Genomic DNA, 26,970 nt, shown 5'->3' on the forward strand with positions numbered 1-26,970 from the left:
CAAGTACATCAACAACAGCTACAACTAGTTCAGAACAAACAACAGGTGGAAGTTACACAGTTGTGAGTGGAGATAGTTTATATGCTATCGCTCGTAAAACAGGAACAAGTATTCAAGATTTATTAAGTCTAAATGGATTAAACTTAAACTCAGTTATTCATCCTGGACAAGTATTACAATTAAGTAATGCTTATGAATCAACTTTAACTGAAGAAACGGTGACAAGTACACAAGGAACTGCTTCATCTGAAGAAACAACTACATCTGGAAATGCTCAAATGTATTATGTTCATCAAGGGGATACTTTGTATCGTATCGCTCGTAACAATGGTATTTCGTTATCAACATTATTAGAATGGAATCAATTAAGCGTAGATAGTCCAATTTATCCGGGGCAAGGATTAATTGTTTCTTATGGTTCAAGTAGTTCATCTGTAGAATCTAATACTACAACTCAAAGCTCTGAAAGTACCTATACTGTAAAAGCAGGAGATGGCTTATGGAGAATTGCAAAAAATCATGGATTAACATTAGATGAATTAAAATCAATGAATCAATTAAGCTCTAATATTATCCAACCAGGACAAGTCTTGATTGTTTCAAAATAAATTGATATAATGCTAGTAAATATTAGCAGACAAAGGAATAGTAGAAATTTGGATTGTAGTAGAGAGTGCATGGTTGGTGAAAATGCATCCTGAAAAGTTTTGAACTCGCCTTTTAGCTGAATTTCTGAATTTTAGTAAGAAATTCCGTTTCACTCGCGTTAAGAGTAAGTTGAGTATAATAATTAGGTGGTACCACGTGTAAACGTCCTATTGTCTTTAGAGACATTAGGGCGTTTTTTTAGGTATTTCCGGAAAAGAGGGGAAAATTATGTCATTTAATCATCATGAAATCGAACCAAAATGGCAAAAATTTTGGTTAGATAATCATACATTTAAAACTACGGAAGATAAAAATAAAAAGAATTTCTATGCATTAGATATGTTCCCATATCCATCAGGACAAGGCTTGCACGTAGGGCATCCAGAAGGATATACAGCTACTGACGTTGTTTCTCGTATGAAACGTGCGCAAGGGTATAATGTATTACATCCAATGGGATGGGATGCGTTTGGTTTGCCTGCAGAACAATATGCGTTAGATACTGGAAATGACCCTGCTGAATTTACATTGAAAAATATTGCTACTTTCAAACGTCAAATTCAAGAACTAGGATTTAGTTATGACTGGGATAGAGAAATTAATACAACAGATCCAAATTACTATAAATGGACTCAATGGATTTTTACAAAATTAGTAGAAAAAGGGTTAGCATATGAAGCAGAAGTACCGGTTAACTGGTGTCCTGCATTAGGAACAGTATTAGCTAATGAAGAAGTCATTGATGGTAAATCAGAACGTGGTGGACATCCTGTTTATCGTAAACCAATGAAACAATGGATGTTAAAAATTACTGCTTATGCGGATCGTTTATTAGAAGATTTAGATGACTTAGATTGGCCAGAAAGTATTAAAGATATGCAAAGAAACTGGATTGGTCGTTCTAAAGGGGCACAAGTAACATTTAAAGTAAAAGGTTCAGATGAAAGTTTTGAAGTATTTACAACTCGTCCAGATACATTATTTGGAGCAACTTATAATGTGTTAGCACCAGAACATGAATTAGTTCAAAAAATTGTAACTCCAGAACAAAAAGAGGCAGTTGATGCTTATATTGCTTCAGTTGCTACTAAATCAGATTTAGAACGTACAGAATTAGCAAAAGAAAAAACAGGGGTATTTACAGGAGCTTATGCGATTAACCCTGTTAACGGAAAAGAAATTCCAATTTGGATTGCAGACTATGTATTAGTTAGTTATGGAACAGGAGCCATTATGGCAGTGCCTGCTCATGATGAACGTGACTATGAATTTGCAAAAGTATTTGGATTAGACATTATTCCAGTTATTGAAGGTGGAGATGTTACTCAAGAAGCTTATACTGGAGATGGCGTGCATATTCATTCTGAATTTTTAGATGGCTTAAATAAAGCAGATGCAATTGAAAAAATGAATGAATGGTTGAAAGAACAAGGCGTTGGAGAAGCAAAAGTAAGTTACCGTCTACGTGACTGGTTATTCTCTCGTCAACGTTATTGGGGTGAACCAATTCCTGTGATTCATTGGGAAGATGGTACAATGACTACTGTTCCTGAAGAAGAGTTACCATTAGTCTTACCAAAAACAGATAAAATTAAACCAAGTGGTACAGGTGAATCACCATTAGCAGCTATTGAAGAATGGTTATATGTAACAGATGAAAAGACAGGATTAAAAGGACGTCGTGAAACAAATACAATGCCACAATGGGCAGGAAGTTCATGGTATTTTGTTCGTTATATTGATCCACATAATCAAGAACAAATTGCAGATCCTGAAAAATTAAAAGAATGGTTGCCAGTCGATTTATATATCGGTGGAGCAGAACATGCGGTATTACACTTATTATATGCTCGTTTCTGGTATAAAGTGTTATACGATTTAGGAGTTGTTCCTAATAAAGAACCATTCCAAAAATTATTTAACCAAGGAATGATTCTTGGTGAAGGTAATGAAAAAATGTCTAAATCAAAAGGCAATGTCGTAAATCCGGATGATGTTGTTCGCCAATATGGTGCAGATACATTACGTCTATATGAAATGTTTATGGGACCATTGGATGCTTCAATTGCTTGGAGTGAAAAAGGTCTTGAAGGAAGCCGTAAATTTTTAGAACGTGTTTGGAGATTATTAGTGGATGAAGAAGGAAAACTACGTGATCGTATTACAACTTTCAATGATGGTTCATTAGATAAAATTTATCACCAAACAGTTAAGAAAGTAACAGAAGACTACGAAGCATTACGCTTTAATACAGCGATTTCTCAAATGATGATTTTTGTAAATGAAGCGTATAAAACAGAAGCACTTCCAGTTCAGTATATGAAAGGCTTAGTTCAATTATTAGCACCAATCGCTCCACACTTAGGAGAAGAATTATGGTCTAAACTAGGCGCAACAGAATCTATTAGCTATGTTGTATGGCCAACTTATGATGAAGCCTTCTTAGTAGAAGATGAAGTAGAAGTTATCTTCCAAGTAAATGGAAAAATTAAAGCTCGTGTAATGGTTCCAGCAAACAGCGATGCAGCCTCAATGGAAGAAATTGCAAGAAATCATGAATCTGTAAAAGCAGCTATTGAAGGAAAAACAGTTCGTAAAGTCATTGCAGTTCCAGGAAAATTGGTTAATATTGTAGCCAACTAATGAGATATTTAATATAAAATGATGGTGGGAGGGGTTCTTTTAACTAAAGAACTCGCTCCTTTTGCCGTTATGAGATGTAGAAAAGGAGATAACATGATTTATTTTGATAATTCAGCAACAACAAAAATTGCTCCAGAAGCATTACAATCATATGTTCAAACAAGCGAGCGTTTTTGGGGAAATCCTTCAAGCTTACATCGACTTGGAGGACAAGCCTTTCAAGTATTAGAAAAAGCAAGAGAACATATTGCCATTCTTTTAGGTGCTAAAACAGAAGAAATTTATTTTACTTCTGGAGGAACAGAAAGCAATAACTGGGCCATTAAAGGTACTGCGCTTGAAAAACGAGTGTTTGGAAATCATATTATTACGACCAAAATTGAACATCCCTCTGTTTTAAATACGGTGAAACAATTAGCTCAATTAGGATTTGAAATCAGTTATTTAGAGGTTAATGACAAAGGTGAAATTTCACTGGATCAATTAGAATCCATGCTTAAAAAGGAAACCATTTTAGTTTCTGTAATGGCAGTCAATAATGAAATTGGTGTGAGTCAACATATCGAAGGGATTTCTCGTGTTCTTGAACATTATCCATGGGTTCATTTTCATGTTGATGCTGTTCAAGCTTTAGAACAAGTTCCAGACCTATTAACTCTTGGACGAATTGACTTATTAAGTTTATCGGCGCATAAATTTCATGGACCACGTGGAGTTGGAATACTTTATAAAAAAGCAGGAAGAAAAATTCAGTCGTTATTAACAGGTGGAGGTCAAGAAAAGACCGAACGTAGTACTACTGAGAATTTACCAGGAATTGTGGCTACCGCTAAAGCCATGCGTATGTATTTAGAAGCAACTCATCCAATGAAGGAAATAAGAGACTATTTGTGGAGTTTTTTAGAACAACAACCCCAAATTAAAATTTTCTCTCCAAAAGAGGGAGTGGATCATATTCTTTGTTTTGCATTAAAAGGAGTTCGTGGAGAAGTACTTGTCCATGCATTTGAAGAGGAAGATATTTATATTTCAACAACTTCTGCTTGTTCAAGTAAAAAATCTGATAGTTCGAGCACCTTAGCTGCTATGAATATTCCTGATTATTGGGCAACAAGTGCTGTTCGAGCAAGTTTTTCTTATTTGAACACAATGGATGAAGCTAAACAATTTATAGAAGTATTAGAAAAATTAATGAAAAAATTTGAATTTCTAAAATAAAGGAGTGAAAAAGTGAAAGTTAGATTATTAGTAAGATATGGCGAGTTATCGACTAAGGGACGTAATAAAAAAATGTTTACGCAAAAATTAGCCAATAATATCAAAAAAGCATTGATGAATTACCCTCAAGTTCGGGTTTTTCCAGACTATGATTTTATGTACTTAGACTTAAATGGAGTTCCTCAAGAAGAAATTATTCCATTATTAAAACCAATTTTTGGGATTCAGTCATTTTCTCCTGTTTATATTTTAGAAAAAGAGATGGAGAAAGTGAAAGAAGTCGTATTGGATTTAGTTGGAAAAGAAAACCCAAACGGAAAAACCTTTAAAATTGCAACTAAACGTAGTGACCATGAATTTGTGATGGATACGAATGAGATTAATCTATTTTTAGGAGATGCAGTATTAGAAGCTTATCCAGAAATTCGTGTACAATTGAAACAACCAGATATTACGGTTCGTGTAGATGTTCGTCGTCAACATATTATGGTGAGTTTACAAACGATTCAAGGAGCAGGTGGTTTACCTGTTGGAACAAGTGGCAGAGTTTCCTTAATGTTATCAGGTGGAATTGATTCTCCTGTTGCTGCTTATTTAGCAATGAAGAGAGGAATGGAAGTACAATGTGTGCATTTTGCAAGTCCACCATATACAAGTCCTCAAGCATTAGTGAAAACAAAACAATTAGCTGCAAAAGTTGCTATTTATGGGGGAAGTTTACAATTCTTTACTGTTCCATTTACAGAAATTCAAGAAGAAATTAAAAAGGCTGTCCCAGAAAATTACTTAATGACGGTTATGCGTAGAATGATGCTACGCATTACAGATCAATTACGTGAGAAAAACCATGGATTAGCGATTGCAAATGGGGAATCAGTAGGACAAGTAGCATCTCAAACATTAGAAAGCATGATTGCGATTAATGATGTTACTAATACACCAATCATTCGACCAGTTGCCACAATGGATAAATTAGATATTATTGCCATTGCACAAGAAATTGACACATTTGATTTATCGATTCAGCCATTTGAAGATTGTTGTACTGTTTTTGCACCACCAAGTCCAAAAACAAAACCAAAATTAGAAAAAGCAAGGGAATATGAAGCAAGATTGAATATTGAAGAATTAGTGGCTAGAGCAGTAGAAAATACAGTAGTAGAAGAAATTACTCCAAACTATGTAGCAGAAGAAGTAGAAAATTCAGTTGTGATGGATGATTTGTTCTAAGAAAAAAAGGAGACAGGCGATTTTCGCCAGTCTCCTTTTTAATTTATATTATTTTACGGTTGGAAATATTCTTTCAAAGCATTTGCGATACTTTTGGCAATATTTTCTTGATATTCAGCTGACTCAATTAATTTATTGTCTTCAACATTATTTAAATAACCTAATTCTAAAAGAATAGCAGGTTGTTTATTATCCCGTAAAACTAAGAAGTTTTGGAACTTTGTTCCTTGACTCTTCAAGGTTAAGTTTCGAGCGATATATTTATTAACAGTTTGTGCTAAGTTTTCACTTGTTGATGAAAAAAAATATCCAGTTGTACCTGAAGCATTTGCATTTGGACCAGAATCAAAGTGTAAACTAATAAACGCATTTGCTTGTTCACGATTACTTAATTGAGCACGATTTTCTAAGCTAACGCTCTTATCAGAATCACGAGTGAGAATAACATTTGCACCTAAAGCTTCTAGTTCTTTTTTCAAAAGAAGTGCCGTAGTTAAAGTATGATCTGCTTCATGCTTTTCACTAAAAGTAACGACAGCTCCCGGATCGTCACCGCCATGACCAGGGTCGATAACAATTTTTGCTTGTTCAATTCCTTGTGGAATATGAGCATCAGTCTCAACAGCAGCAAAGTTTGTATTGACCAACCAATAAGGAATATAGGCTATTTTACCATTACCAACAGAAACTTTATAAAAATCATTTTCTCGATCTTCATAGTTAAAAATAGTTCCAGCATTTACAGTACTGATGCGTTTTGAAAATATATCAGCAGATTCATACAGAGGAGTTTCTTTTAATTTTGTAACAATCATTTTTTTTGCATCAATTGTTTGAGGCAATCCTGATTGTAATTTATATAATTCATTCATGTGGTCAATAGCATAATTTAATTGATTATTGTCAATATAACCTTCTTGTTGGTTGTAAGAAACTTTTGAAAAATTTGAGTCTGTTTCATCTAACAGATAAAAAGTTTCTCCATTAGGAATTGTTGTTACAACTTGAGAAGATTTATTTGCTTCTTTATATAGTGAAACTGTTCCGCTAGAATGTCCTATCATTAAATGAGTTAATAATACATCTTTTGTAGGCATCCATGCAACTTGCTGATGATATTGAACTTGTAACCAATCATCATTGACTTTATGTAAAAGAAGTACGTATTCACCTTTTTTTAATTCAGCAATTGGAAATTGTTGAGTGTTAGGTTCTTGATACAATTTTACAGAATTTTCACTTTCTACAGCTGCTACTTGAGCAACTAATGACTTATCAAGTTTTTCAATAGTTTGAGATTCATCTTCATGATGGTCTGTAGAAACAACAGTTGTTTCATTATGATTTGAAAAAGGATGTGGATTAGCATCTATCAATGGAATAATTGAAAAACCGAAAGCTAGAAGGAAAGTACTAAAGCTCATGAAATATTGAACGTTTTTATTGCGTATGATTTTTTTAACGTTTTCCATAGTCGCTCCTTTTATAATCCTATTTTAATCTTATACAATTTTTATTATACCAATTATGAAAGGGTTTGAAAAGTAAAAGATAAGGCTTAATGATACAAGCTAGGATGTATTGTTAATAAAAGAGTTAATGCTTGATGAATCATAATTTCTAACGTAAAATAATAGTGATTATAACAAGGAGGAAGATAGATGTTATTAGGATCTCATGTTTCCATGAGTGGAAAAGAAATGTTGTTATTATCTGCTAAAGAAGCAGCTAGTTATAAAGCAAATACGATGATGGTGTACACTGGCGCACCACAAAATACAAGAAGAAAACCGATTGAAGAATTGATGATTACACAAGGTCAAGCATTTATGCAAACAAATGGAATTGAAGAAGTAGTTGTACATGCACCATATATTATTAACTTAGCAAATACGACAAAAGAAGGCTATTTGGATTTTGCAATTGAGTTTTTGAGAGAAGAAATTCGACGTGCAGAAGCAATTGGTGCAAAACAAGTTGTCCTTCATCCAGGTTCTCATGTTGGTGCTGGAGTTGATGTTGGAATTGCACAAATTGTTAAAGGATTGAATGAAGTTATTGATAAAAATCAAAAAGTACAAATTGCGCTAGAAACAATGGCAGGAAAAGGAACTGAATTAGGTCGAACTTTTGAAGAAATTGCTCGTATGATAGACGGTGTTACTCATAATGATCGATTATCTGTGACATTGGATACTTGTCATATTCATGATGCAGGGTATAACTTAAAAGAAGATTTTTCTGGCGTAATGACTGAGTTTGATAAAGTAATTGGCTTAGATCGTTTAAAAGTATTACATATCAATGATTCTAAAAATGTATGTGGATCCCACAAAGACCGTCATGCAAATTTTGGATTTGGTGAAATTGGTTTTGATGCTTTAATGCAAGTTGTTTCAGAAGAAAAATTTATAAATATTCCTAAAATTTTAGAAACTCCATATGTTGGAGAAGATAAGAAAAATCAAAAACCGCCTTATTTATATGAAATTCAAATGATTCGTCAAAATAAATTTGACCCAGAATTACTTTCAAAAATTATTAGTCAGTAATAGGAGGAAGTTATATGCCACATGATCACGGACACGAATGTTGTCAGCACAAAGGAAAACACAAAAAAGAATGTTGTCATCATCATGGAGAAGAACATACACATCATGAACATGAGTGTTGGCACCACCACTCAAGTAAAAATGAAAAACAGCACCAACACTGTCATTGTCATCATGGACAAATTGAGCAAGCTATTCAATTATTAAAGCAAGCTGGATTTAAATATACAAGTAAACGTGAAAAAATTATTGAAATTTTTAGCCACGAGGATCGTTATTTATCTGCTAAACAAGTACAACAACTATTAGAAGCAGATTTTCCAAATATGAGTTATGATACAATTTATCGTAATTTATATGATTTTACCGATTTAGGAATTTTAGAGACGACTGAATGGAATGGTGAAAAATTATTCCGTTTTGGTTGTAGTCATGAAGGACATCATCATCATTTTATTTGTGAAAAATGTGGGCGTACGAAAGAAATTGAGTTCTGTCCAATGACTTATTTTGAAACACAATTAGAGGGATGTGTAGTGCATTCTCATCGTTTTGAAATTTTTGGATTATGTGAAAACTGTGCTCATGCAAGTTCATAATTAAGTGTCAAAATTGAATTTTTCAGCTAAAATTTATAGTCTATCTAATTGACAATTGGACTAACATTTTCTATAATAAGAAAAGGACATTTCGTTTGTTTGGTAATTCTATTCAAAAGAAAACAGTTACTTTTAATGCTTGGAGGGAGGGAATAGGATATGTCAAAAACAGTTGTTCGTAAAAACGAATCACTTGATGATGCTCTTCGTCGCTTCAAACGTACTGTTTCTAAAACTGGAACTTTACAAGAGGCTCGTAAACGTGAGTTTTATGAAAAACCAAGTGTAAGACGTAAGAAAAAATCAGAGGCAGCTCGTAAACGTAAGTTCTAGTCAACTCTGTGTATCATATGACTAAGTAAAGGCTGGGATTTTACGTCTCAGTCTTTTTCGTATTTTAAGGAGTGAAAATCATGAGTTTAAAAGAAACATTAAATAATGATATTAAAACAGCTATGAAAGCTAAAGATAAAGAAACTTTAGCAGTATTAAGAATGATTAAAACAGCTGTTCAAGCAGCAGAAATTGATAAAAAAGAAGAATTAAATGCTGAAGAAGAATTAACGATTTTAGCACGTGAAGCAAAACAACGTCGTGAATCATTAGCAGAATTTGTGAAAGCAGGACGTGATGAATTAGTTGCTAAAACAGAAGCTGAAATTGAAATTGTAGAACGTTACTTACCAAAACAATTATCAGTAGAAGAAGTAAAAGAAGTTATTGCAACTGTAGCTGAAAAAATTGGTGCAACAACTCAAAAAGAATTTGGTAAATTAATGGGTGCTGTTATGCAAGAATTAAAAGGAAAAGCTGATGGCAATGTGATTAAAGAACAAGTAAAGGCTCATTTAGGATAAAACAAATGTTATTTGTAATTTAAAAATTCCAATTACAATTAGTGGAGGGGTAATATGTCAACTGGTTATTTATTGTCAGAATTAAGACGTGAAAAAAGATTGTCTCAAGAAGAATTAGCAAAAATAATAGGTACTAGTCAATCATCAGTAGGGCATTGGGAATCTGGTAGAAGAAATATACCTCAAGATAAATTGTTACAATTATCAAAATATTTCAATGTATCGATTGATTATTTATTAGGGATTTCTAAATCAAGAAAAAAATATTATGACCTTTCAAGAGATAACATTGTAAATAGACTTGAAAAAATAATGGGAGAAATAGAGTCTGGTATATATACAAAGGATTTAGATAAATTCGATGAGGATTCAAAAAATATTCTCATTAATTCTTTATCACTTGCGTTAAGTATAGCCAAAAAAGAAGAAAAACGTAAAAAATCATAATTTTTTTACACAGAGAAGTTAGAATACTAAGAATTATTAATTGACAAATAAATTTAATAATGCTAGTATTGTAGTAATCTTAATGAAGGGCTGAGGTTCAGCCGGCAAGGAGCTACAAGTTTACTTGTAGCTCTTTTGTGGTATAAAGGAGAAAATTATGTCAGATAAACCATTTAAAACAATAGATGAACAGATTGTTTTATTAGAGGAACGTGGGATATTCTTCACAGATAGTTCGAAGGAACAAGCTAAACATCTTCTTCAGAATTATGGCTATTATGAAATCATAAATGGATATAAAAATATATTTGTAGAGAATTCAAATCCAGATAAATTTCAAGAAGGTACAACCTTTGAAGCTATATTTACTTTATATGAATTAGATAGTAGGCTAAGAAATACAACTATGATTGCCATGCAAAATATTGAAGCAAATCTTAGAACTATAGTTGCGTATACTATTGCTGAAAATTTTGGCTACTTAGAATCTGACTATTTAGTACGAACGAACTATAAAGATGGAAAGAAATATTCAGATGGAACTTATAAACTCGATCAACTTTTAAATAAATTCAGTAAAATTATAAATGATGATACACAACCATTTAAACATTATAGAGAAGTTCATGGAAATTGTCCGCCTTGGATTTTGTTAAAGGGTACTACATTTGGTAATCTTATTAATTTTATTAAATTACAAAAATCTGATATTAAAAGAATTATTATTTCTCGTTTTTTTGGAATCCCTATTGATTTTATTAAACAAAATGATGATTTAACAATACTTTTTATGGATATGTTATTTTTATTTAGGGCATATCGTAATAGAGCCGCACATGGTGGGAGAATATTTAATTATAGACCAAATGAAGCTCATATTAGGTATACAACATTAATTCATCCTCAAATTGAAATAACAACAACAGATTATAAAAAAGGATATGGGAAAAATGACTGGGCAATATTAATATCCTGTTCAGCGTTAATTGACAATAAAATCCCATTATTAAATTTAAAGTCCACTTTAGAAGAGTTTGTAAATATTTTTTCTAAAGTATATCCTAATAAAGAGGAAAGATTATTACATGAGATGAATATTAAATCTTCCTTTTTTATTAAGCATTAGGGTTTATAGTGCTTATTTTTAAGTCATTTATAAATATATTCAAATTAAACTTTCCTTAAGAAGTTTTTATACCATTAATTATTATAAAAATATTTAATGGTTGAACAATTTAAGGAAAGTTTTTTAATTTTTCCTCACAGTAAATTCATAGAAAGAAATGGTTAAAATATGCTATAATAATGCTACATACAGTAAATGGAGGTTAACAGTGTGGTAGAAGAAAACTATAAACAAGCGTTAGAAATCCAAAATCATCCACAACTCGTTCAATTATTTGGTTCACAGGATCAACATTTGAGATTATTGGAAGAAACGTTTGAAACACTCATTACTCATCGTGAAGAACAATTGTTAATTTCCGGTGAAGAAGAGTCTGTAAAACAAACTGTAATGTTATTAGAACAATTACAAGAATTAATAGCCCGTGGAATTTCAATCTCTCAAACAGATATTGTCACAGCAATTAAAATGGCTAAAAGAGGCACTTTAGATTATTTTTTAAATTTATACAATGAGGAAATTGGTCGTACATTTTCTGGTAAACCAATTCGTGCTAAAACATTTGGACAACAACAATATATTCATGCGATTAAGAAAACAGATATGGTGTTTGGAATTGGCCCTGCAGGAACTGGTAAAACTTTCGTAGCAGTTGTGATGGCGGTTCAAGCTTTGAAAAAAGGTCAAGTAAAGAAAATTATTTTAACACGACCAGCCGTTGAAGCCGGGGAAAATTTAGGATTTTTACCAGGGGATTTAAAAGAAAAAGTCGATCCATATTTACGTCCGATTTATGATGCGTTATATGCGATTTATGGGGTAGAACATACCAATCGATTATTAGAACGTGGAGTCATTGAAGTAGCTCCTCTTGCTTATATGCGTGGACGTACATTAGAAGAAGCATTTATTATTTTAGATGAAGCACAAAATACAACAAGAGCTCAAATGAAAATGTTCCTAACTCGTTTAGGATTTGGTTCAAAAATGATCATTAATGGAGATAAAACACAAGTAGACTTACCAAAAGGGAGTCATATGAGTGGTTTAGTAGATGCTGAAAATAAACTAAAAGGAATTAGCGGTATTTCTTTTGTTGAATTTGATGCATTCGATGTCGTTCGTCATCCATTAGTATCAAGTATTATTGATGCCTATTCAGATCAAGGTGAATAAGTAAGGAGTAAATGAAAAATGAGACAGAAACTGCGAAAATTTCAGGAAGTTTTGGGCATTTTCTATTTGCCCTTACTTCTTTTTTTAACATTTATTGCATTGTTAGTGATTGGGTATAGCAGTGTGAAGCCAACAACCTACACTGTTGAATTAAATCAAGTCGCTAAAGAAACGATTCGAGCGCCAAGAACTTTGGAAGATAAAGCTCAAACAGAGAAAAATCAACAAATTGCTATGGATGCTGTCAGTGATGTATTAGTGTTTGACCAAGAACGTATGACGAAGCAATTGACAAATATTCAGCAATTTTTCCAAGCAATTAAATCAGTTGCCTCTAAAGCATCTGCTGAAATTATTAAAACAGATCAAAGTAATTCTTCTGAAGAATCCGTTACAAGAGTAGCGACAACACAAGAAAGAGTTCAATATTTTAAGAAATCACTTGAAAAAGAGAATCAATCTATTCGAGAGTTTGCAATTTTCATCCCTGATAAATACATTTCTCAATTATTACAAGCAAATAATGAACAGTTGGCTTCTTATGAGAAAACATTAAAATCAGTTGTAGAAACACAAATGAAAAATCCTATTAGTGAAAGTACCGTAACAAAAGCTCAAGAGGAAGCAAAGAAAACTTTATTCTATAGTGACTATTCTGATACTGAAAGAGATTTATTAGGTCAATTAGTGACTGTTTCTGTAATTGTGAATAATGTAGTTGATAAAGAAGCGACTCAAAAGGCGAAAGAAGCGGCAAAAGCGGCAGTTACTCCTGTAAAAATTTTGCAAGGACAAGTGCTTATCCAAGAAGGACATGTGATTTCAAATCAAGAGATTCGTTTGATTGAATTATTTGGCTTAAGTAATGGACAACGAAATTATCACGAATTATTTAGTTATTTAATATTCTTAGCAGGAATCATTATTTTCCTTGCGGTATATTTTTATAACCCTACTCAAACGGATAAACAAAATCCAAGTGATACTGCAACTGCATTGACAGTTTTTAGTTTAGTATTTGTTGCCGGAGTATTCGTCTTAAAAATACTTGCTTTAGTACAACATCGAGGAGTGGAACATATTGGCTTAGTATTTCCAATTGCTGGTTTTATTTATCTGTTGTATCGTTTAACAAAGAGTTTAAGGCTGACGATTTTTTCAATAGTTTTAATGCCAATCTTTTCTTGGTATTTCTTTTCTCAGTCGACTAATAGTTTACATTTAATTTTAACAACAGTATTTCTTTCAATGATTGCTTGGATAGGAATTTTAAATGAAAAATTGTGGAAGAATCAATTATGGTTTAAACGATTTATTAAATATTTAATCTACCCAGTATTATTAGGGGTTCCATTTGTTTTATATAGTAATTATGAGTTTCAAACGCAACAAACGATGTTAGTCTTCTTATTTTTACTATTAAGTGGATTTTTATCATTTTTATTACCAGTTATTTTAATGCCGTATTTATCCTATGTATTTGAAGATAGTTCGGTATTATTATGGGCTGAATTATCCAATCCAAATCAACCGTTATTAAAAGATCTGATTACTCAAGCACCTGGAACCTATCACCATAGCTTGATGGTTGCAAATATCTCTGCTAACTGTGTAGAAGCAATTGGTGGAGACTCTCAATTAGCAAGAGTAGCCTGTTATTATCATGACATTGGAAAATTAGAACATCCGTTTTTCTTTATTGAAAATTTACCAGGACATATGGAGTCTCCTCATAATATGATTAGTGCTGAAGAGTCAGCTCAAATTATTTTTAATCATGTTACAAAAGGAGTAGAAATTTTAATACAACATCAATTACCTCAAGCAGTCATTGATATATGTGCGCAACATCATGGAACAACATTGATGAAATATTTTTATGCAGAAGCGCTAAAAAATAATCCAGATGTAAAAGAGGAAGATTTCCGATATCCTGGACCAAAACCTCAAACAAAAGAGGCAGCGATTATTAATATCGTTGATAGTGCAGAAGCAGCAACACGTGCGATGAAAGAACCTACTTTAGAAAAGGTAGAAGCATTAGTCCATTCCATTATTATGAACCGATTAGAAGATGAACAATTCGTAGAATGTGATATTACAATGAAAGAAATAGCGATTGTAGAAAAAATGATTGTGACTTCTTTAAATGGTACATTCCATTCAAGAATTGAATATCCAACGATAAAAAAACAAGAGACAAAGTAGAGAGGAAATATTATGTTTATTGAATTAATAGACGAAACTGAAGTAGTAAAAGAAGAATATCAAAAATTAGTAGAAGATGTTGTGTCATTTGCGAGTGACTATTTACATTATCCAGAAAATCGTGAATGCTGTATTTCATTTGTATCAAGTGAAAGAATTCGTGAGATTAATCGAGACTTTAGAAATATTGATAAAGTAACAGATGTCATTAGTTTTGCTCTAGACGATGAAGACGAAGATATGGATCCAATTAAAAACTTTATGGCTTCAGATGAAAATTTTGTGACTTCCATCGGGGATATTATTATCTCGGTGGATCGTGCAAAAGAACAAGCAGAAGAATATGGGCATAGTTTAGAACGTGAATTAGGATTCTTAGCTTTACATGGTTTTTTACATTTAAACGGTTATGATCATCAAACAGAAGAAGAAGAAAAAGAAATGACAGGCTTGCAAACAGAAATTTTAACAGCCTATGGTTTAACGAGAAATGTATAAACAAGTTGGGAAAAATCATCATTTTAAACAATCCATGCAACATGCTGTGAATGGAATTCAAACGGTATTTCAAGATGAAAGAAATTTCAGATTTGATGTTGTTACTGCAATTGTAGTAGTTATACTTGGATTCTTATTAAAAATCGAAAGAGTAGAATGGTACTGGATTATATTTTGTATCTTTTTAATGTTTATTTTAGAAATGTTAAATACCGTTGTAGAACAATTAGTGGATTTAATGGTAGGACACAATTATCATTTAGCCGCTAAAAAAGCAAAAGATGTGGCAGCTGGTGTCGTATTAATGGGAGCTGTATTTGTTCTCATTATGGCTTCTGGAATTTTTATTCCAAAGATTGTACAAATATTTTTATAAGGAGAGTCATATGTCAAAACAATTTAAATCAGGTTTTGTAGCCATTGTTGGTAGACCAAATGTAGGAAAATCTACCTTTATGAATTATGTTTTAGGACAAAAAATTGCCATTATGTCGGATAAAGCTCAAACAACTCGTAATAAAATACAAGGAGTTTATACGAATCAAGATTGTCAAATTGTCTTTTTAGATACTCCAGGAATTCATAAACCGAAGCATGAATTAGGGAACTTCATGGTTGAGAGTGCTTATTCAGCGTTAAAAGAAGTAGATGCGGTATTATTTATGGTGAATGCTGCAGAAAAAAGAGGTCCTGGTGATGACTTTATTATTGAAAAATTAAAGAAAATTAAAACACCCGTCTTTTTAGTGTTGAATAAAATTGATTTAATTTCTCCTGATGAATTATTAGACCGAGTTGAATCATATCAAGAAACGATTCCTTTTGCTGGGATTATTCCAATTTCAGTTTTACAAGGAAATAATGTTCAAGAATTGATGACAACTTTAACAAATCATTTACCAGAGGGACCTCAATATTACCCAAGTGATCAAATTACAGACCATCCAGAATATTTCGTTGTATCTGAGTTAATTCGTGAGAAAATTTTACATTTAACAAAAGAAGAAATTCCTCATTCAGTTGCAGTTACAGTAGATAAAATGCAAAAAGATGAATTTGATAAAGTACATGTTTATGCCAATATTATTGTTGAACGACCTACTCAAAAAGGAATTATCATCGGTAAAGGTGGTAAATTACTAAAAGAAATTGGTGTCAGAGCAAGAAAAGATATCGAACAATTACTAGGAAATAAAGTATATTTAGAATTATGGGTCAAAGTAGAAAAAGATTGGCGTAAGAAAAAGAGCCATTTACAAGACTTTGGCTATCGTACAACAGACTATAAAGATTAAGGTGACTTTATGGAATACTTTCAAAAGTTTACCGGTATTGTTTTATTTCGACAAGAATATAAAGAACATGATATGATTGTTAAGATTTTTTCTCGAGAATTTGGGAAGCAAATGTTCTTTGTAAGAAATTTACAACGTTCGAGTCATCCTTTATCTGCAGCAACGTTACCCTTTACGAGAGCTGTTTTTATCGGAACTATTCATCAAAATGGCTTTAGTTTTATTAGGGAATGTCTTGAAGTGCAAAATCATCGACGTATTTATGAACAAATTGAAGTTCAAGCGGTTATGACGTATATGATGCAATTAGTCGATGCTGTGATGGAAGATCGTATTGTAAATATAGAGTTGTATGATTTATTAGAAAATTGTATCCGTGCAGTGGAAAATGATTTAGATCCATTTGTTTTAATGCATTATTTTGAATTGAAGATGTTAAAATATTTTGGAGTAGCATTTCAATGGCAACAGTGTTGTTTTTGTGAAGAGTCGGTTGGTCCATTTGATATTTCGTTGAAACATCATGGATTGTTATGTACGAGACATTTTGAGAAAGATGAAAAGAGACTACAATTAAGTCCAAAATCTGTTCATATTGCAAGAATTCTCGTATCGATGAAATCTCCTTTACAAATTCAATCATTGAGTCTATCTTCAGAAACAAAAGCAGATTTAAAAAGACTTTGTGACTCATTAATGGATGAATATGTAGGGATTCGATTGAAAGGTAAAAAGTTTATTGACCAAATGGAAGATTGGCAACAGCAATTACAATTTCGTAGAAATAAAGCAGAAGAAAAACGAAATAATTAACAAAGAATATGGATGATAGAATAAAAATCTATCGTCTTTTTTTCCATACAATTCATATTGTTTTCTCAGTGGATTATTAGAATTTATACCGTTTTCGTGATACACTAATTAGGAAGAAATAAAACGGAGGTATGAGATGTACGAATATCTTAAAGGAGAATTAGTGGCGATTCAACCAACTTATATTGTCGTAGAAAATCATGGGATTGGCTATCAAATTATGTTTGCAAATCCTTATCGTATCCAATCAAAATTGAATGAAGTTATTCGAGTAGAGCTTCAACAAATTGTTCGAGAAGATTCAATTACATTGTATGGATTTTTAAGTGATGAAGAAAAAGAATTATTCCAAAAATTAATTAGTGTTTCGGGAATCGGACCCAAAAGTGCAGTATCGATTTTAGCAAATGATGATGTGAATGGTTTTATCCAAGCAGTAGAATCAGGCAATATTACATATTTAACAAAATTCCCTGGTGTTGGTAAAAAAACTGCTCAACAAATTGTATTAGATTTAAAAGGAAAATTCACGAATATTGTTGTGGAAGAAATAGCTACTCCAGTAGTAGAAACTGCAATTGGATTGAAACACTTAGAAGAAGCAAGAGAAGCCTTATTAGGATTAGGATATTCTGCAAAAGAAATTACAAAAGTTTGGAAAGAGTTAGAAACAGCGGCTCCTCAAACTACTCAAGAAGCATTATCCATTGCCTTTAAATTATTGATGAAATAGAAAGGAAGAATTGTGTGGAAGAACATCGATTTGTAGATGGTAGTCCCTTAGATGAACAAGAAGTTTCAACGGAATTATCATTACGACCGCAAAATTTACAACAATATATTGGTCAGCAAAAAGTAAAAGAAGAGTTATCCATTTATATTCAAGCAGCACGTAGCAGGCAAGAAGCATTGGATCATGTTTTATTATACGGCCCTCCTGGATTAGGAAAGACAACTTTAGCAATGGTGATTGCGAATGAATTAGAAGTAGGAATAAAAACAACGAGTGGACCAGCCATTGAACGACCTGGAGATTTAGTTGCTTTATTAAATGATTTAAATGCTGGAGATGTATTATTTATCGATGAAATTCATCGCTTACCTCGTGTAGTAGAAGAGATGCTCTATTCAGCAATGGAAGATTTCTTTGTTGATATTGTAGTAGGACAAGGGCCAACAGCACATCCCGTTCATTTTCCGTTACCTCCTTTCACTTTAGTAGGAGCGACAACTCGTGCGGGTGCTTTATCTGCTCCATTAAGGGATCGTTTTGGAATTGTGTCTCATATGGAATATTATGATGAGGAATCTTTAACAGAAATCGTGAAGCGAACAGCTAGTGTATTTGAAAGTGAGATTCATGAAGAAGCAGCTAGAGAGGTTGCTCTTCGTTCAAGAGGAACCCCTCGTATTGCTAACCGTTTATTAAAACGTGTGCGTGATTTTTCTCAAGTTTATGAAGAGGGTGCTATTTCAAAAGAAATTACACAAAAAGCTTTAAAAGTCCTTCAAGTAGATGAAAAGGGATTAGATGCGATTGACCGTAAGTTATTAAATGCCATGATTGATTTATACGATGGAGGCCCAGTTGGATTAGGAGCGATTGCTGCCAATATTTCTGAAGATGCTGAAACCATTGAAGATATGTATGAACCGTATTTATTACAAATTGGATTTATGAAACGAACTTCAAGAGGAAGAATGGTGACTCCAGAAGCTTATGTTCATTTGAATAGAAGATATTAAAATAGAAAGATGGAATAAGAATGAATTATACAACTCAAGATTTTGATTTTGATTTACCAGAAGAACTGATTGCTCAAACACCTTTGAAAGATCGAACTTCATCAAGATTACTAGTCGTTAATGAAACAGAACATAGTGTAGAAGATAAACATTTTTCTGAAATTATTGATTATTTAGCAGAAGGTGATACATTAGTCGTTAATAATACAAGAGTATTGCCAGCTAGATTATACGGCGAAAAAGAGGGAACAGGCGCTCATATTGAAGTGCTACTACTGCACAATACACATGGTGATTGTTGGGAAACTCTTGTAAAGCCAGCTAAAAGAATGAAAGTTGGGACAGTAGTATCCTTTGGTGATGGACGATTAAAGGCAACTGTGACAGAAGAATTAGAACAAGGTGGAAGAATGATTGAATTTCAATACGATGGAGTATTTTTAGAAATATTAGAATCATTAGGTGAAATGCCATTACCACCGTATATCAAAGAAAGATTAGAAGACCAAGAACGTTATCAAACGGTTTATGCAAAGGAAAATGGTTCTGCAGCGGCTCCAACAGCGGGATTACATTTTACAAAAGAATTAATGGAAAAAATTCAACAAAAAGGGATTCAAATTGTTCCGATTACATTACATGTTGGACTAGGTACCTTTAGACCCGTTTCTGTAGATCATTTAGAAGACCATAAAATGCATTCGGAATATTATCATATTTCAAAAGAAACAGCAGAAGTTATTGCAGAAACTAAGAAAAATGGAAAACGAGTGATTGCAGTAGGAACAACTTCCATTCGTACATTAGAAACAGTCGGTTCTGCTAATCATGGAGAAATCGTACCAAGTAGTGGATGGACAGATATTTTCATTTCGCCAGGATATGAATTTAAAGTAGTGGATGCCTTTATTACAAATTTCCATCTTCCAAAATCAACATTAGTGATGTTAGTGAGTGCTTATTTAGGGCGAGACTTTACATTAGAAGCTTATCATCATGCCATTCATGAACGTTATCGCTTCTTTAGTTTTGGAGATGCTATGTTTGTTCATCGTTAAATCTATGATTAAAAATGGAGATGAGAAAAGTGTCTTTTGAACAGTTAAAAGAACAAATTATGCAGGATGAAGAAAATCTAATTTATACGGAGCAAGGAATTGAACCATTATTTTGGATTCCAGAAACAGCTAAAATATTAATTATCGGTCAAGCACCAGGGTTAAAGGCTCAAGAAAGTCGTAAATTTTTCTGGGATAAAAGTGGAGATCGTTTAAGAGAATGGCTGGGAATTGATGAAACAATATTTTACCAATCAGGATTATTTGCAGTCGTTCCAATGGACTTTTACTATCCTGGAAAAGGTAAAAGTGGAGATAAACCACCTAGAAAAGGATTTGCGTCAAAATGGCATCCATTAGTTTTACCATTATTGAAACATATTGAGTGTATCCTGCTAGTTGGTTCGTATGCACAAAACTATTATTTGAAAGAAACGAAAAAAGAAAATGTAACAGAAACGGTTAGAAGCTATGGTGAATACTTACCAAAGTATTTTCCATTAGTACATCCTTCTCCTTTAAATATTAGATGGATGAAGAAAAATCCATGGTTTGAAGAAGAAGTATTACCAGAATTAAAAATGATTGTAAAAAATATAATAAAAAAAGGAGAATAAAATATGTTTATTACACGACACAATAACCCATATGAATTAAAAGGAGAATTACCAACAGTAGGAGAAAAAGCTCCTCACTTTTCATTAGAATGTATTCATGGAGAAATTAAAACTCCAGAATCATTTGCAGGAAGCGTAACATTAATCAGTGTTGTTCCAGATATTAATACTCGAGTTTGCGATATTCAAACAAAAGCTTTCCATAAAAAAATGAAAGAACATCCAAGTATTCAATTAGTGACGATTAGTAAAAATAACAAAGATGAATTTAAAAATTGGTGTTCGGCAAATGATGTTGCAATGGAAATGTTATGTGATGTTGATTTTACATTTGGAGAAGCATATGGCATTTATGTGCCTGAATTAAGCGTAGACCAACGTTCGATTTTTGTGTTGGATCAAAAAGGAACAATTGTTTATCAAGAAATTGTTCAAGAAATGACAGATGAACCAAATTATGATGAAGCCATTCGAGTAGCATTAACTCACTTATAAAAAAGGGGGAGAAATAATGGAAAATGTTAGTTTATTTCCACCAATTGAGCCTTATAACGAGTTTTACTTAGAAGTTTCTTCAACACATCAAGTATTTGTGATGGAATCAGGAAATCCAAATGGAAAACCGGTGGTGATTGTTCATGGTGGACCAGGAGGAGGTTCAAGTCCAGTAACCCGTCAATTGTTTAATCCGGATGTTTATCGTATGATTCAATTTGACCAACGTGGTTGTGGGAAAAGTTTACCTTTTCTTTCATTAGAGGAGAATACAACTCAACATTTAGTTTCAGATATGGAGAAAATCCGTGAAAAGTTAGGAATTGATCAATGGCTTGTGTTCGGTGGTAGTTGGGGGACGACTTTATCCCTTCATTATGCTATTCAATATCCAGAAAGAGTTCTGGGATTGATTTTACGTGGGATTTTCTTAGGAAGACAAGAAGATACCGATTGGCTATACCAAAAAGGAGCTAGTGATTTCTTCCCAGATCAATTTGAGCCTTATTTAAATCATATACCAGTAGAAGAACAAGGGGATTTAGTAACAGCCTATTATAAAAGGTTGACAAGTAAAGATGTATCTATACGTTTAGAAGCAGCTCGTCAATGGGCAAGATGGGAAGGTGGCATTGTTACCTTATTGCCTAGAGAAACTATTGGTGAGGAATCAGATGAGGACATGCTTGCGATTTCCATTATGGAATGTCATTATTTCTACCATCATTGCTTTGTAGAAGATGATAATTATATTCTTAATCATGCAGATACACTAAAAGAGATTCCAATTAAAATTGTTCATGGTAGATATGATGTCGATTGTCGTCCGAGTGGGGCATATGATTTAAAACAAAAATTGCCACATGCTGAATTAGTCTTTTCTACTGCTGCAGGACATGCGCAAATGGAACCATCAACAGTAAAAGAATTAATGAGATTTGCAAGGGAATTTGAATAAGCTGTTTAGGACAGTTTCGTAAAACAATATACGCTTCACAACAAGAAAACGAACTTGTTGTGAAGCGTTATTTTATTTCTTAAATAATAATTGTTCTAATGCACGTCTTTGTACTTTCATCGTTGCTGTTCTTGGAATTTTATCGTATTCCATCATAATTGGTTCATTTAAATGAGGTAAGTTTTCAATGGCTTTAAACCATAATTCATCTTGGAATTTTTCTTTTTCTCTAATAGCGATGATTGGCTGAGGATAACCATGGTGATCACGAATGATTACAACTTCTTCAAGGAACGGAAGATGGTCTAATAAATAATCTTCAATCATAAGTGTACTTTCCAAAGTTTCTACTAAGTCTACTTGACGATCGTGTAGTAATAATTCTCCTTTATCATTGATTACTCCGTAGTCTCCAGTATCCCACCATTGATCGTAAACATTTTCTTGGAATCGAGCATCTTCTTTAAAGTATGTTAAAGCGCGTCCTTTAGAATATAATTGAATATTTCCTGGTGTATTTATTGGAAGAAGTGTTCCGTTATTTTTCGCAATTCTTGCTTTTGTAAAATGTTCAAATCCAATCCCCATATTACGGATATTCATTCCTGGTAATGATTCTAATGTGTGTTTACGAACGATTGCAGGGCCGCATTCGCTTTGTCCATAAATTTGTAAATAGATACCATTTTTTTTGCGATTCGTTTTTAAGAAAGTAGCTATAGTTTCCTTATTAATCGCATCAAATGTTGAGTGATAATAGCGAGTATTTTCAAATAATTCTGGATGTTTTTTAGCAAGAGTAGCCCATTGAACAAAATTGTTTGGATGCGTTTCAATACCAATTGGTTTGAATTGTTGAAGTAAGGTTTCAATATTTTTAATACTAGAATCTTTAATCGCTAAATAAGGAAATCCTAAACTCATTAATGAAGACATTCCAATATTAAAACGAGAATGGACTGGAGAAATATGGAATGCTAGCAATCCTTTTTCTTCCATTTTTGAAAAAATACTCTTTTGAAAAGCTGTTCGCCACCCCATACTGTTAGCAGAGTGTGCAATTAGTTTAGGAATACCGGTTGTTCCGGAAGTATGTGTCATATAACTAATTTCATTTGGATTAAGAGTAACCAATGGAGTCATCGTTTCACATTCTTTTTGAATTTCTAGAACAGAAATAGCTTTAGATTGGTTCTTTTCTTTTAAAAACTTTACTTTGTCCTGAGTTTCATCATCATAAATTAACCATGAGTCTTCTAAGCGTTCGAAAAATGTATCAATAATGGTAGCAGGTAGATGTGCAGAAGTCATGACAGGAATTGCGCCTAAATATGAAATAGCACAAGCTAACCAATAACTATCAACAGCAGAAGATTTATAAACCATCACTTTCTCTCCAGATTTAATACCAATCGTAAATAATTGATAGGCACGTTTTTGGATGAATGTTAAACTTTCTTGGTAAGTTGTTTCTAGTCCAAATTCAGGAAAAGCGGATAATACTTCATCTAAATATATTTTTGTATTTGGAAAATCTATAGAAGCTTTTTCATAATTTTTAAATAAATGTAGAGGTTCATGTTCATAAATGGTAAACATAGTAACATCCTTTCGAAAATAATCTTTATCTAGTATACAGGAGGGTAAGAAAACATGCAAAAAATATTTTAGTATACTAGTATGCAAACGTTTTAATATTTGGTAAAATGGATTTATGCAACCGGTTTAATACTGGTAGAAATAGGAGTTGATAAATGTGCAAATTAAAAACGAAGCGATGCTGATTACTTATTCAGATAGCTTAGGAAAAAATATGAAGGATCTAAAATTTGTTTTAGAAACTTACTTTAAAGAATCAATTGGAGGAGTACACTTACTTCCGTTTTTCCCTTCAACAGGTGATAGAGGATTTGCACCAAGTGATTATACGACAGTTGATCCAGATTTAGGAAGCTGGGAAGATGTTGATGCATTAGGAGAGCAATATTATTTAATGTTTGATTTTATGATTAATCATATTTCACGGGAATCAAAATTTTTCCAAGATTTCAAAAAGAATCATGAAAATTCACCATATAAAGATATGTTTATTCGTGTGCATGAATTTTTCCCTCCAGGACGTCCAACACAAGAAGATATTGATTTGATTTATAAAAGAAAAGATAAAGCACCATTCCAAACGGTTCATTTTGAAGATGGTACAACAGAAGAAGTTTGGAATACATTTGGCGAAGAACAAATTGATTTAGATGTCAAAAAGGACATTGTAAAAGCATTTATCCGTGAAACGATTAAAGATATGGCAAGTCACGGGTGTTCATTAATTCGTTTAGATGCTTTTGCCTATGCTGTGAAAAAATTAGATACAAATGATTTCTTTGTAGAACCAGAAATTTGGGATTTATTAGATGAAGTACGAGCAGAAGCTGCGAAATATCAAGTAGAATTGTTACCTGAAATTCATGAACATTATTCGATTCAAATGAAAATTGCGGATCATGATTATTTTGTTTATGATTTTGCATTACCAATGGTTGTTTTATATTCACTTTATAGTGGAAAATCTAACCGCTTAGCAAATTGGTTAAAAATGAGTCCAATGAAACAATTTACAACATTAGATACACATGATGGGATTGGGGTTGTAGATGCAAGAGATTTATTAACAGATGAAGAATTAGACTATACTTCAGAACAATTGTATAAAGTTGGAGCAAATGTTAAGAAAGTTTATTCTAGTGAGAAATATAATAATTTAGATATTTATCAAATTAATAGTACTTACTATAGTGCACTTGGAAATGATGATGCTAGTTACTTGCTCTCAAGAATTTTACAATGTTTTGCACCGGGTATCCCTCAAATTTATTATGTAGGATTATTAGCAGGGGAAAATGATATTGAACTTCTTGAAGCGACAAAAGAAGGACGGAATATTAATCGTCATTACTATACATTAGAAGAAATTGAAAAAGAAGTTGAACGCCCAGTCGTAAAACAATTATTATCCTTATTACGATTTAGAAATACATCAAAAGCATTTGATTTAGATGGTGAAATTGAAATTTTAACTCCAAATGAATCAACAATTGAAATTGTACGTTCAAGCGCTGATCATCAATCAAAAGCTCGCTTAGTAGCAAACTTGGCAACAAAAGAATTTACAATTGAAGAAAATGGAGTAAGAGTTCAATTATAAAAAAACATATAGAGAGGAGTACTTTCTCCTCTTTATATTCAATTTAACGAATATAAGAGCTTTTATGAAAGTAAACTTTCAAATAAAAAGAAAATATTTTCTTAAAATAAATTCGTTTTCACCTATTTACAAAATCGATGAAATAGGTTATGATAAACATGTGATAAAAATAACAAGCAACGGAGGAATTCCCAGTGAGTGAAGAGAAAAAAGTAGTAGACTCTCAAAAAGAAGTCAATGAATTAGTAGAGAAAGGGCTTGTAGCTTTAGAACAATTTAGATTGCTCAATCAAGAACAAGTAGACTATATTGTAGCGAAAGCATCAGTAGCAGCTCTTGATCAACACGGTGTGTTAGCTTTACATGCTGTAGAAGAAACTGGTCGTGGAGTATTTGAAGATAAAGCGACTAAAAATTTATTTGCTTGTGAACACGTAGTTCATAATATGCGTCATACGAAAACCGTTGGAGTTATTGAAGATGACGAAGTAACAGGTTTAACGTTAATTGCTGAACCAGTTGGGGTTGTATGTGGTATTACACCAACAACTAACCCAACATCAACAGCGATTTTCAAATCATTAATTGCATTGAAAACACGTAACCCAATCGTGTTCGCTTTCCATCCATCAGCTCAAAAGAGTTCAGCACATGCAGCACAAATTGTTCGTGATGCAGCAATTGCAGCTGGTGCACCTGAAAACTGTATTCAATGGATTGAACACCCATCAATTGAAGCTACAAATGCTTTAATGAATCATGATGGAATTGCAACTATCCTTGCTACAGGTGGTAATGCAATGGTTAAAGCAGCATATTCATGCGGAAAACCAGCTTTAGGGGTAGGTGCTGGTAATGTACCTGCTTATGTTGAAAAAACAGCAAATATTCGTCAAGCTGCACATGACATCGTAATGAGTAAATCATTCGATAACGGAATGGTTTGTGCTTCTGAACAAGCAGCTATTATTGATAAAGAAATTTATGATGAATTTGTAGCAGAATTAAAGAGCTACCACACTTATTTTGTATCTAAAAAAGAAAAAGCATTACTTGAAGAGTTCTGCTTTGGCGTAAAAGCAAACAGCAAAAACTGTGCTGGTGCTAAATTAAATGCTAATATCGTAGGTAAACCTGCTGCATGGATTGCAGAGCAAGCAGGATTCTCAGTTCCAGAAGGAACAAATATCTTAGCAGCAGAATGTAGCGAAGTAGGAGAAAAAGAACCTTTAACTCGTGAAAAATTATCTCCAGTTTTAGCAATCTTAAAATCAGAATCTCGTGAAGACGGTGTTGAGAAAGCAAGACAAATGGTTGAATTTAATGGTTTAGGACACTCTGCAGCAATTCATACAGATGATGCTGAATTAGCTAAAGAATTCGGACGTATTGTTCGTGCAATTCGTGTAATTTGGAATGCTCCATCTACATTTGGTGGTATCGGGGATGTTTACAATGCATTTATTCCATCTCTAACATTAGGTTGCGGATCTTATGGACGTAACTCAGTTGGTGATAACGTAAGCGTTGTGAATCTATTAAATATCAAAAAAGTAGGGAGACGTAGAAATAATATGCAATGGTTTA

26 protein-coding genes and 1 other annotated feature are annotated in these 26,970 nt (G+C 32.7%); of the genes, 24 read left to right on the forward strand and 2 right to left on the reverse strand.

Annotated elements, in window-relative coordinates:
* From RWO76_RS07520 to thiI, 4 genes are all read left to right on the forward strand, one after another.
* The coding region (locus RWO76_RS07520; RefSeq protein WP_314355041.1) for a LysM peptidoglycan-binding domain-containing protein at positions 1 to 608 on the forward strand (608 nt) is incomplete at its 5' end.
* 19 nt (positions 609 to 627) lie between these two features.
* Positions 628 to 821, forward strand: a binding site (T-box leader).
* Between the two features lie 55 nt (positions 822 to 876).
* A complete protein-coding gene (leuS, locus tag RWO76_RS07525) occupies positions 877 to 3,291 on the forward strand; it encodes a leucine--tRNA ligase (RefSeq protein ID WP_314355042.1) in 2,415 nt (804 codons plus the stop codon).
* A 93-nt stretch (positions 3,292 to 3,384) separates the two neighbouring features.
* Positions 3,385 to 4,509, forward strand: a complete 1,125-nt coding sequence (locus RWO76_RS07530) for a cysteine desulfurase family protein (RefSeq protein WP_314355043.1) — start codon at positions 3,385 to 3,387, stop codon at positions 4,507 to 4,509.
* A 12-nt stretch (positions 4,510 to 4,521) separates the two neighbouring features.
* Positions 4,522 to 5,739 (forward strand): tRNA uracil 4-sulfurtransferase ThiI, encoded by a 1,218-nt coding sequence (thiI, locus tag RWO76_RS07535; RefSeq protein WP_314355044.1) that lies wholly within the window; start codon positions 4,522 to 4,524, stop codon positions 5,737 to 5,739.
* Positions 5,740 to 5,792: 53 nt separating this feature from the next.
* Here the strand turns inward: thiI and RWO76_RS07540 are convergent, their stop codons facing one another.
* Positions 5,793 to 7,211, reverse strand: a complete 1,419-nt coding sequence (locus tag RWO76_RS07540; protein ID WP_314355045.1) for an N-acetylmuramoyl-L-alanine amidase — start codon at positions 7,209 to 7,211, stop codon at positions 5,793 to 5,795.
* A 189-nt stretch (positions 7,212 to 7,400) separates the two neighbouring features.
* Between RWO76_RS07540 and RWO76_RS07545 the strand changes: the two genes are divergently transcribed.
* The 18 genes from RWO76_RS07545 to pip all read left to right on the forward strand — a co-directional run bounded on the left by RWO76_RS07545 (position 7,401) and on the right by pip (position 22,184).
* Positions 7,401 to 8,291, forward strand: coding sequence for a deoxyribonuclease IV (locus RWO76_RS07545; protein ID WP_314355046.1), 891 nt, complete (start codon positions 7,401 to 7,403; stop codon positions 8,289 to 8,291).
* Between the two features lie 14 nt (positions 8,292 to 8,305).
* Positions 8,306 to 8,890, forward strand: a complete 585-nt coding sequence (locus tag RWO76_RS07550; RefSeq protein WP_314355047.1) for a Fur family transcriptional regulator — start codon at positions 8,306 to 8,308, stop codon at positions 8,888 to 8,890.
* Positions 8,891 to 9,049: 159 nt separating this feature from the next.
* Positions 9,050 to 9,223 carry a 30S ribosomal protein S21 gene (rpsU, locus tag RWO76_RS07555; RefSeq protein WP_005605651.1) on the forward strand — a complete coding sequence of 58 codons (174 nt, stop codon included), beginning with the start codon at positions 9,050 to 9,052 and terminating at the stop codon, positions 9,221 to 9,223.
* An 80-nt stretch (positions 9,224 to 9,303) separates the two neighbouring features.
* Positions 9,304 to 9,747: a GatB/YqeY domain-containing protein gene (locus tag RWO76_RS07560; RefSeq protein ID WP_006702494.1), complete on the forward strand. Its 444-nt coding sequence runs from the start codon at positions 9,304 to 9,306 to the stop codon at positions 9,745 to 9,747.
* A 54-nt stretch (positions 9,748 to 9,801) separates the two neighbouring features.
* Complete coding sequence (locus RWO76_RS07565; protein ID WP_314355048.1) at positions 9,802 to 10,194, forward strand: helix-turn-helix domain-containing protein; 393 nt, start codon at positions 9,802 to 9,804, stop codon at positions 10,192 to 10,194.
* Between the two features lie 157 nt (positions 10,195 to 10,351).
* Positions 10,352 to 11,320 (forward strand): Abi family protein, encoded by a 969-nt coding sequence (locus tag RWO76_RS07570; protein WP_314355049.1) that lies wholly within the window; start codon positions 10,352 to 10,354, stop codon positions 11,318 to 11,320.
* A 195-nt stretch (positions 11,321 to 11,515) separates the two neighbouring features.
* Complete coding sequence (locus tag RWO76_RS07575) at positions 11,516 to 12,496, forward strand: PhoH family protein (protein WP_314355050.1); 981 nt, start codon at positions 11,516 to 11,518, stop codon at positions 12,494 to 12,496.
* A gap of 18 nt (positions 12,497 to 12,514) precedes the next feature.
* The gene (locus RWO76_RS07580; protein ID WP_314355051.1) at positions 12,515 to 14,704 is read left to right on the forward strand and encodes an HDIG domain-containing metalloprotein; all 2,190 of its coding nucleotides are present in this window, start codon (positions 12,515 to 12,517) and stop codon (positions 14,702 to 14,704) included.
* A 12-nt stretch (positions 14,705 to 14,716) separates the two neighbouring features.
* Positions 14,717 to 15,202: an rRNA maturation RNase YbeY gene (gene ybeY / locus RWO76_RS07585; protein ID WP_314355052.1), complete on the forward strand. Its 486-nt coding sequence runs from the start codon at positions 14,717 to 14,719 to the stop codon at positions 15,200 to 15,202.
* Positions 15,195 to 15,578: a diacylglycerol kinase family protein gene (locus RWO76_RS07590; RefSeq protein WP_314355053.1), complete on the forward strand. Its 384-nt coding sequence runs from the start codon at positions 15,195 to 15,197 to the stop codon at positions 15,576 to 15,578. The genes ybeY and RWO76_RS07590 overlap by 8 nt, the downstream gene beginning before the upstream one ends.
* A 10-nt stretch (positions 15,579 to 15,588) precedes the next feature.
* Positions 15,589 to 16,497: a GTPase Era gene (era, locus tag RWO76_RS07595; RefSeq protein ID WP_006702501.1), complete on the forward strand. Its 909-nt coding sequence runs from the start codon at positions 15,589 to 15,591 to the stop codon at positions 16,495 to 16,497.
* A gap of 9 nt (positions 16,498 to 16,506) precedes the next feature.
* The gene (gene recO / locus RWO76_RS07600; RefSeq protein ID WP_314355054.1) at positions 16,507 to 17,310 is read left to right on the forward strand and encodes a DNA repair protein RecO; all 804 of its coding nucleotides are present in this window, start codon (positions 16,507 to 16,509) and stop codon (positions 17,308 to 17,310) included.
* A 136-nt stretch (positions 17,311 to 17,446) separates the two neighbouring features.
* On the forward strand, positions 17,447 to 18,043 hold the full coding sequence (gene ruvA, locus RWO76_RS07605) for a Holliday junction branch migration protein RuvA (protein ID WP_314355055.1): 597 nt from the start codon (positions 17,447 to 17,449) through the stop codon (positions 18,041 to 18,043).
* Between the two features lie 14 nt (positions 18,044 to 18,057).
* On the forward strand, positions 18,058 to 19,056 hold the full coding sequence (gene ruvB, locus RWO76_RS07610) for a Holliday junction branch migration DNA helicase RuvB (RefSeq protein WP_314355056.1): 999 nt from the start codon (positions 18,058 to 18,060) through the stop codon (positions 19,054 to 19,056).
* A 20-nt stretch (positions 19,057 to 19,076) separates the two neighbouring features.
* Positions 19,077 to 20,114: a tRNA preQ1(34) S-adenosylmethionine ribosyltransferase-isomerase QueA gene (gene queA, locus RWO76_RS07615; protein ID WP_314355057.1), complete on the forward strand. Its 1,038-nt coding sequence runs from the start codon at positions 19,077 to 19,079 to the stop codon at positions 20,112 to 20,114.
* Between the two features lie 59 nt (positions 20,115 to 20,173).
* On the forward strand, positions 20,174 to 20,731 hold the full coding sequence (locus RWO76_RS07620) for a uracil-DNA glycosylase family protein (RefSeq protein ID WP_314355063.1): 558 nt from the start codon (positions 20,174 to 20,176) through the stop codon (positions 20,729 to 20,731).
* A 3-nt stretch (positions 20,732 to 20,734) separates the two neighbouring features.
* Positions 20,735 to 21,226, forward strand: coding sequence for a peroxiredoxin (locus tag RWO76_RS07625; RefSeq protein WP_314355058.1), 492 nt, complete (start codon positions 20,735 to 20,737; stop codon positions 21,224 to 21,226).
* Between the two features lie 16 nt (positions 21,227 to 21,242).
* Positions 21,243 to 22,184, forward strand: a complete 942-nt coding sequence (gene pip, locus RWO76_RS07630) for a prolyl aminopeptidase (RefSeq protein WP_314355059.1) — start codon at positions 21,243 to 21,245, stop codon at positions 22,182 to 22,184.
* Positions 22,185 to 22,256: 72 nt separating this feature from the next.
* Here pip and RWO76_RS07635 read toward each other — a convergent pair whose 3' ends face one another.
* Complete coding sequence (locus tag RWO76_RS07635) at positions 22,257 to 23,783, reverse strand: AMP-binding protein (RefSeq protein ID WP_314355060.1); 1,527 nt, start codon at positions 23,781 to 23,783, stop codon at positions 22,257 to 22,259.
* Between the two features lie 157 nt (positions 23,784 to 23,940).
* Between RWO76_RS07635 and gtfA the strand changes: the two genes are divergently transcribed.
* Together gtfA and RWO76_RS07645 are read left to right on the forward strand one after the other, a co-directional pair.
* Positions 23,941 to 25,383, forward strand: a complete 1,443-nt coding sequence (gene gtfA, locus RWO76_RS07640; RefSeq protein WP_314355061.1) for a sucrose phosphorylase — start codon at positions 23,941 to 23,943, stop codon at positions 25,381 to 25,383.
* A 194-nt stretch (positions 25,384 to 25,577) separates the two neighbouring features.
* Positions 25,578 to 26,970, forward strand: a 1,393-nt coding sequence (locus RWO76_RS07645; protein WP_314355062.1) for an aldehyde dehydrogenase family protein, incomplete at its 3' end; no start/stop codon positions are given.

Origin of the sequence: uncultured Granulicatella sp. (genome assembly GCF_963521425.1) — a bacterium.
GTDB lineage: Bacteria > Bacillota > Bacilli > Lactobacillales > Aerococcaceae > Granulicatella.

What these genes read in the sequence shown, in the direction of transcription:
- RWO76_RS07575 (WP_314355050.1), top strand. Translation starts at nt 11,516, where the DNA reads ATGGAGGTTAACAGTGTGGTAGAAGAAAACTATAAACAAGCGTTAGAA.
- RWO76_RS07565 (WP_314355048.1), top strand. Translation starts at nt 9,802, where the DNA reads ATGTCAACTGGTTATTTATTGTCAGAATTAAGACGTGAAAAAAGATTG.
- leuS (WP_314355042.1), top strand. Translation starts at nt 877, where the DNA reads ATGTCATTTAATCATCATGAAATCGAACCAAAATGGCAAAAATTTTGG.
- RWO76_RS07560 (WP_006702494.1), top strand. Translation starts at nt 9,304, where the DNA reads ATGAGTTTAAAAGAAACATTAAATAATGATATTAAAACAGCTATGAAA.
- RWO76_RS07580 (WP_314355051.1), top strand. Translation starts at nt 12,515, where the DNA reads ATGAGACAGAAACTGCGAAAATTTCAGGAAGTTTTGGGCATTTTCTAT.
- RWO76_RS07540 (WP_314355045.1), bottom strand. Translation starts at nt 7,211, where the DNA reads ATGGAAAACGTTAAAAAAATCATACGCAATAAAAACGTTCAATATTTC.
- pip (WP_314355059.1), top strand. Translation starts at nt 21,243, where the DNA reads ATGGAAAATGTTAGTTTATTTCCACCAATTGAGCCTTATAACGAGTTT.
- recO (WP_314355054.1), top strand. Translation starts at nt 16,507, where the DNA reads ATGGAATACTTTCAAAAGTTTACCGGTATTGTTTTATTTCGACAAGAA.
- RWO76_RS07550 (WP_314355047.1), top strand. Translation starts at nt 8,306, where the DNA reads ATGCCACATGATCACGGACACGAATGTTGTCAGCACAAAGGAAAACAC.
- era (WP_006702501.1), top strand. Translation starts at nt 15,589, where the DNA reads ATGTCAAAACAATTTAAATCAGGTTTTGTAGCCATTGTTGGTAGACCA.
- queA (WP_314355057.1), top strand. Translation starts at nt 19,077, where the DNA reads ATGAATTATACAACTCAAGATTTTGATTTTGATTTACCAGAAGAACTG.
- RWO76_RS07625 (WP_314355058.1), top strand. Translation starts at nt 20,735, where the DNA reads ATGTTTATTACACGACACAATAACCCATATGAATTAAAAGGAGAATTA.
- RWO76_RS07570 (WP_314355049.1), top strand. Translation starts at nt 10,352, where the DNA reads ATGTCAGATAAACCATTTAAAACAATAGATGAACAGATTGTTTTATTA.
- ruvA (WP_314355055.1), top strand. Translation starts at nt 17,447, where the DNA reads ATGTACGAATATCTTAAAGGAGAATTAGTGGCGATTCAACCAACTTAT.
- rpsU (WP_005605651.1), top strand. Translation starts at nt 9,050, where the DNA reads ATGTCAAAAACAGTTGTTCGTAAAAACGAATCACTTGATGATGCTCTT.
- RWO76_RS07590 (WP_314355053.1), top strand. Translation starts at nt 15,195, where the DNA reads ATGTATAAACAAGTTGGGAAAAATCATCATTTTAAACAATCCATGCAA.
- RWO76_RS07620 (WP_314355063.1), top strand. Translation starts at nt 20,174, where the DNA reads ATGCAGGATGAAGAAAATCTAATTTATACGGAGCAAGGAATTGAACCA.
- RWO76_RS07545 (WP_314355046.1), top strand. Translation starts at nt 7,401, where the DNA reads ATGTTATTAGGATCTCATGTTTCCATGAGTGGAAAAGAAATGTTGTTA.
- RWO76_RS07635 (WP_314355060.1), bottom strand. Translation starts at nt 23,783, where the DNA reads ATGTTTACCATTTATGAACATGAACCTCTACATTTATTTAAAAATTAT.
- RWO76_RS07530 (WP_314355043.1), top strand. Translation starts at nt 3,385, where the DNA reads ATGATTTATTTTGATAATTCAGCAACAACAAAAATTGCTCCAGAAGCA.
- ybeY (WP_314355052.1), top strand. Translation starts at nt 14,717, where the DNA reads ATGTTTATTGAATTAATAGACGAAACTGAAGTAGTAAAAGAAGAATAT.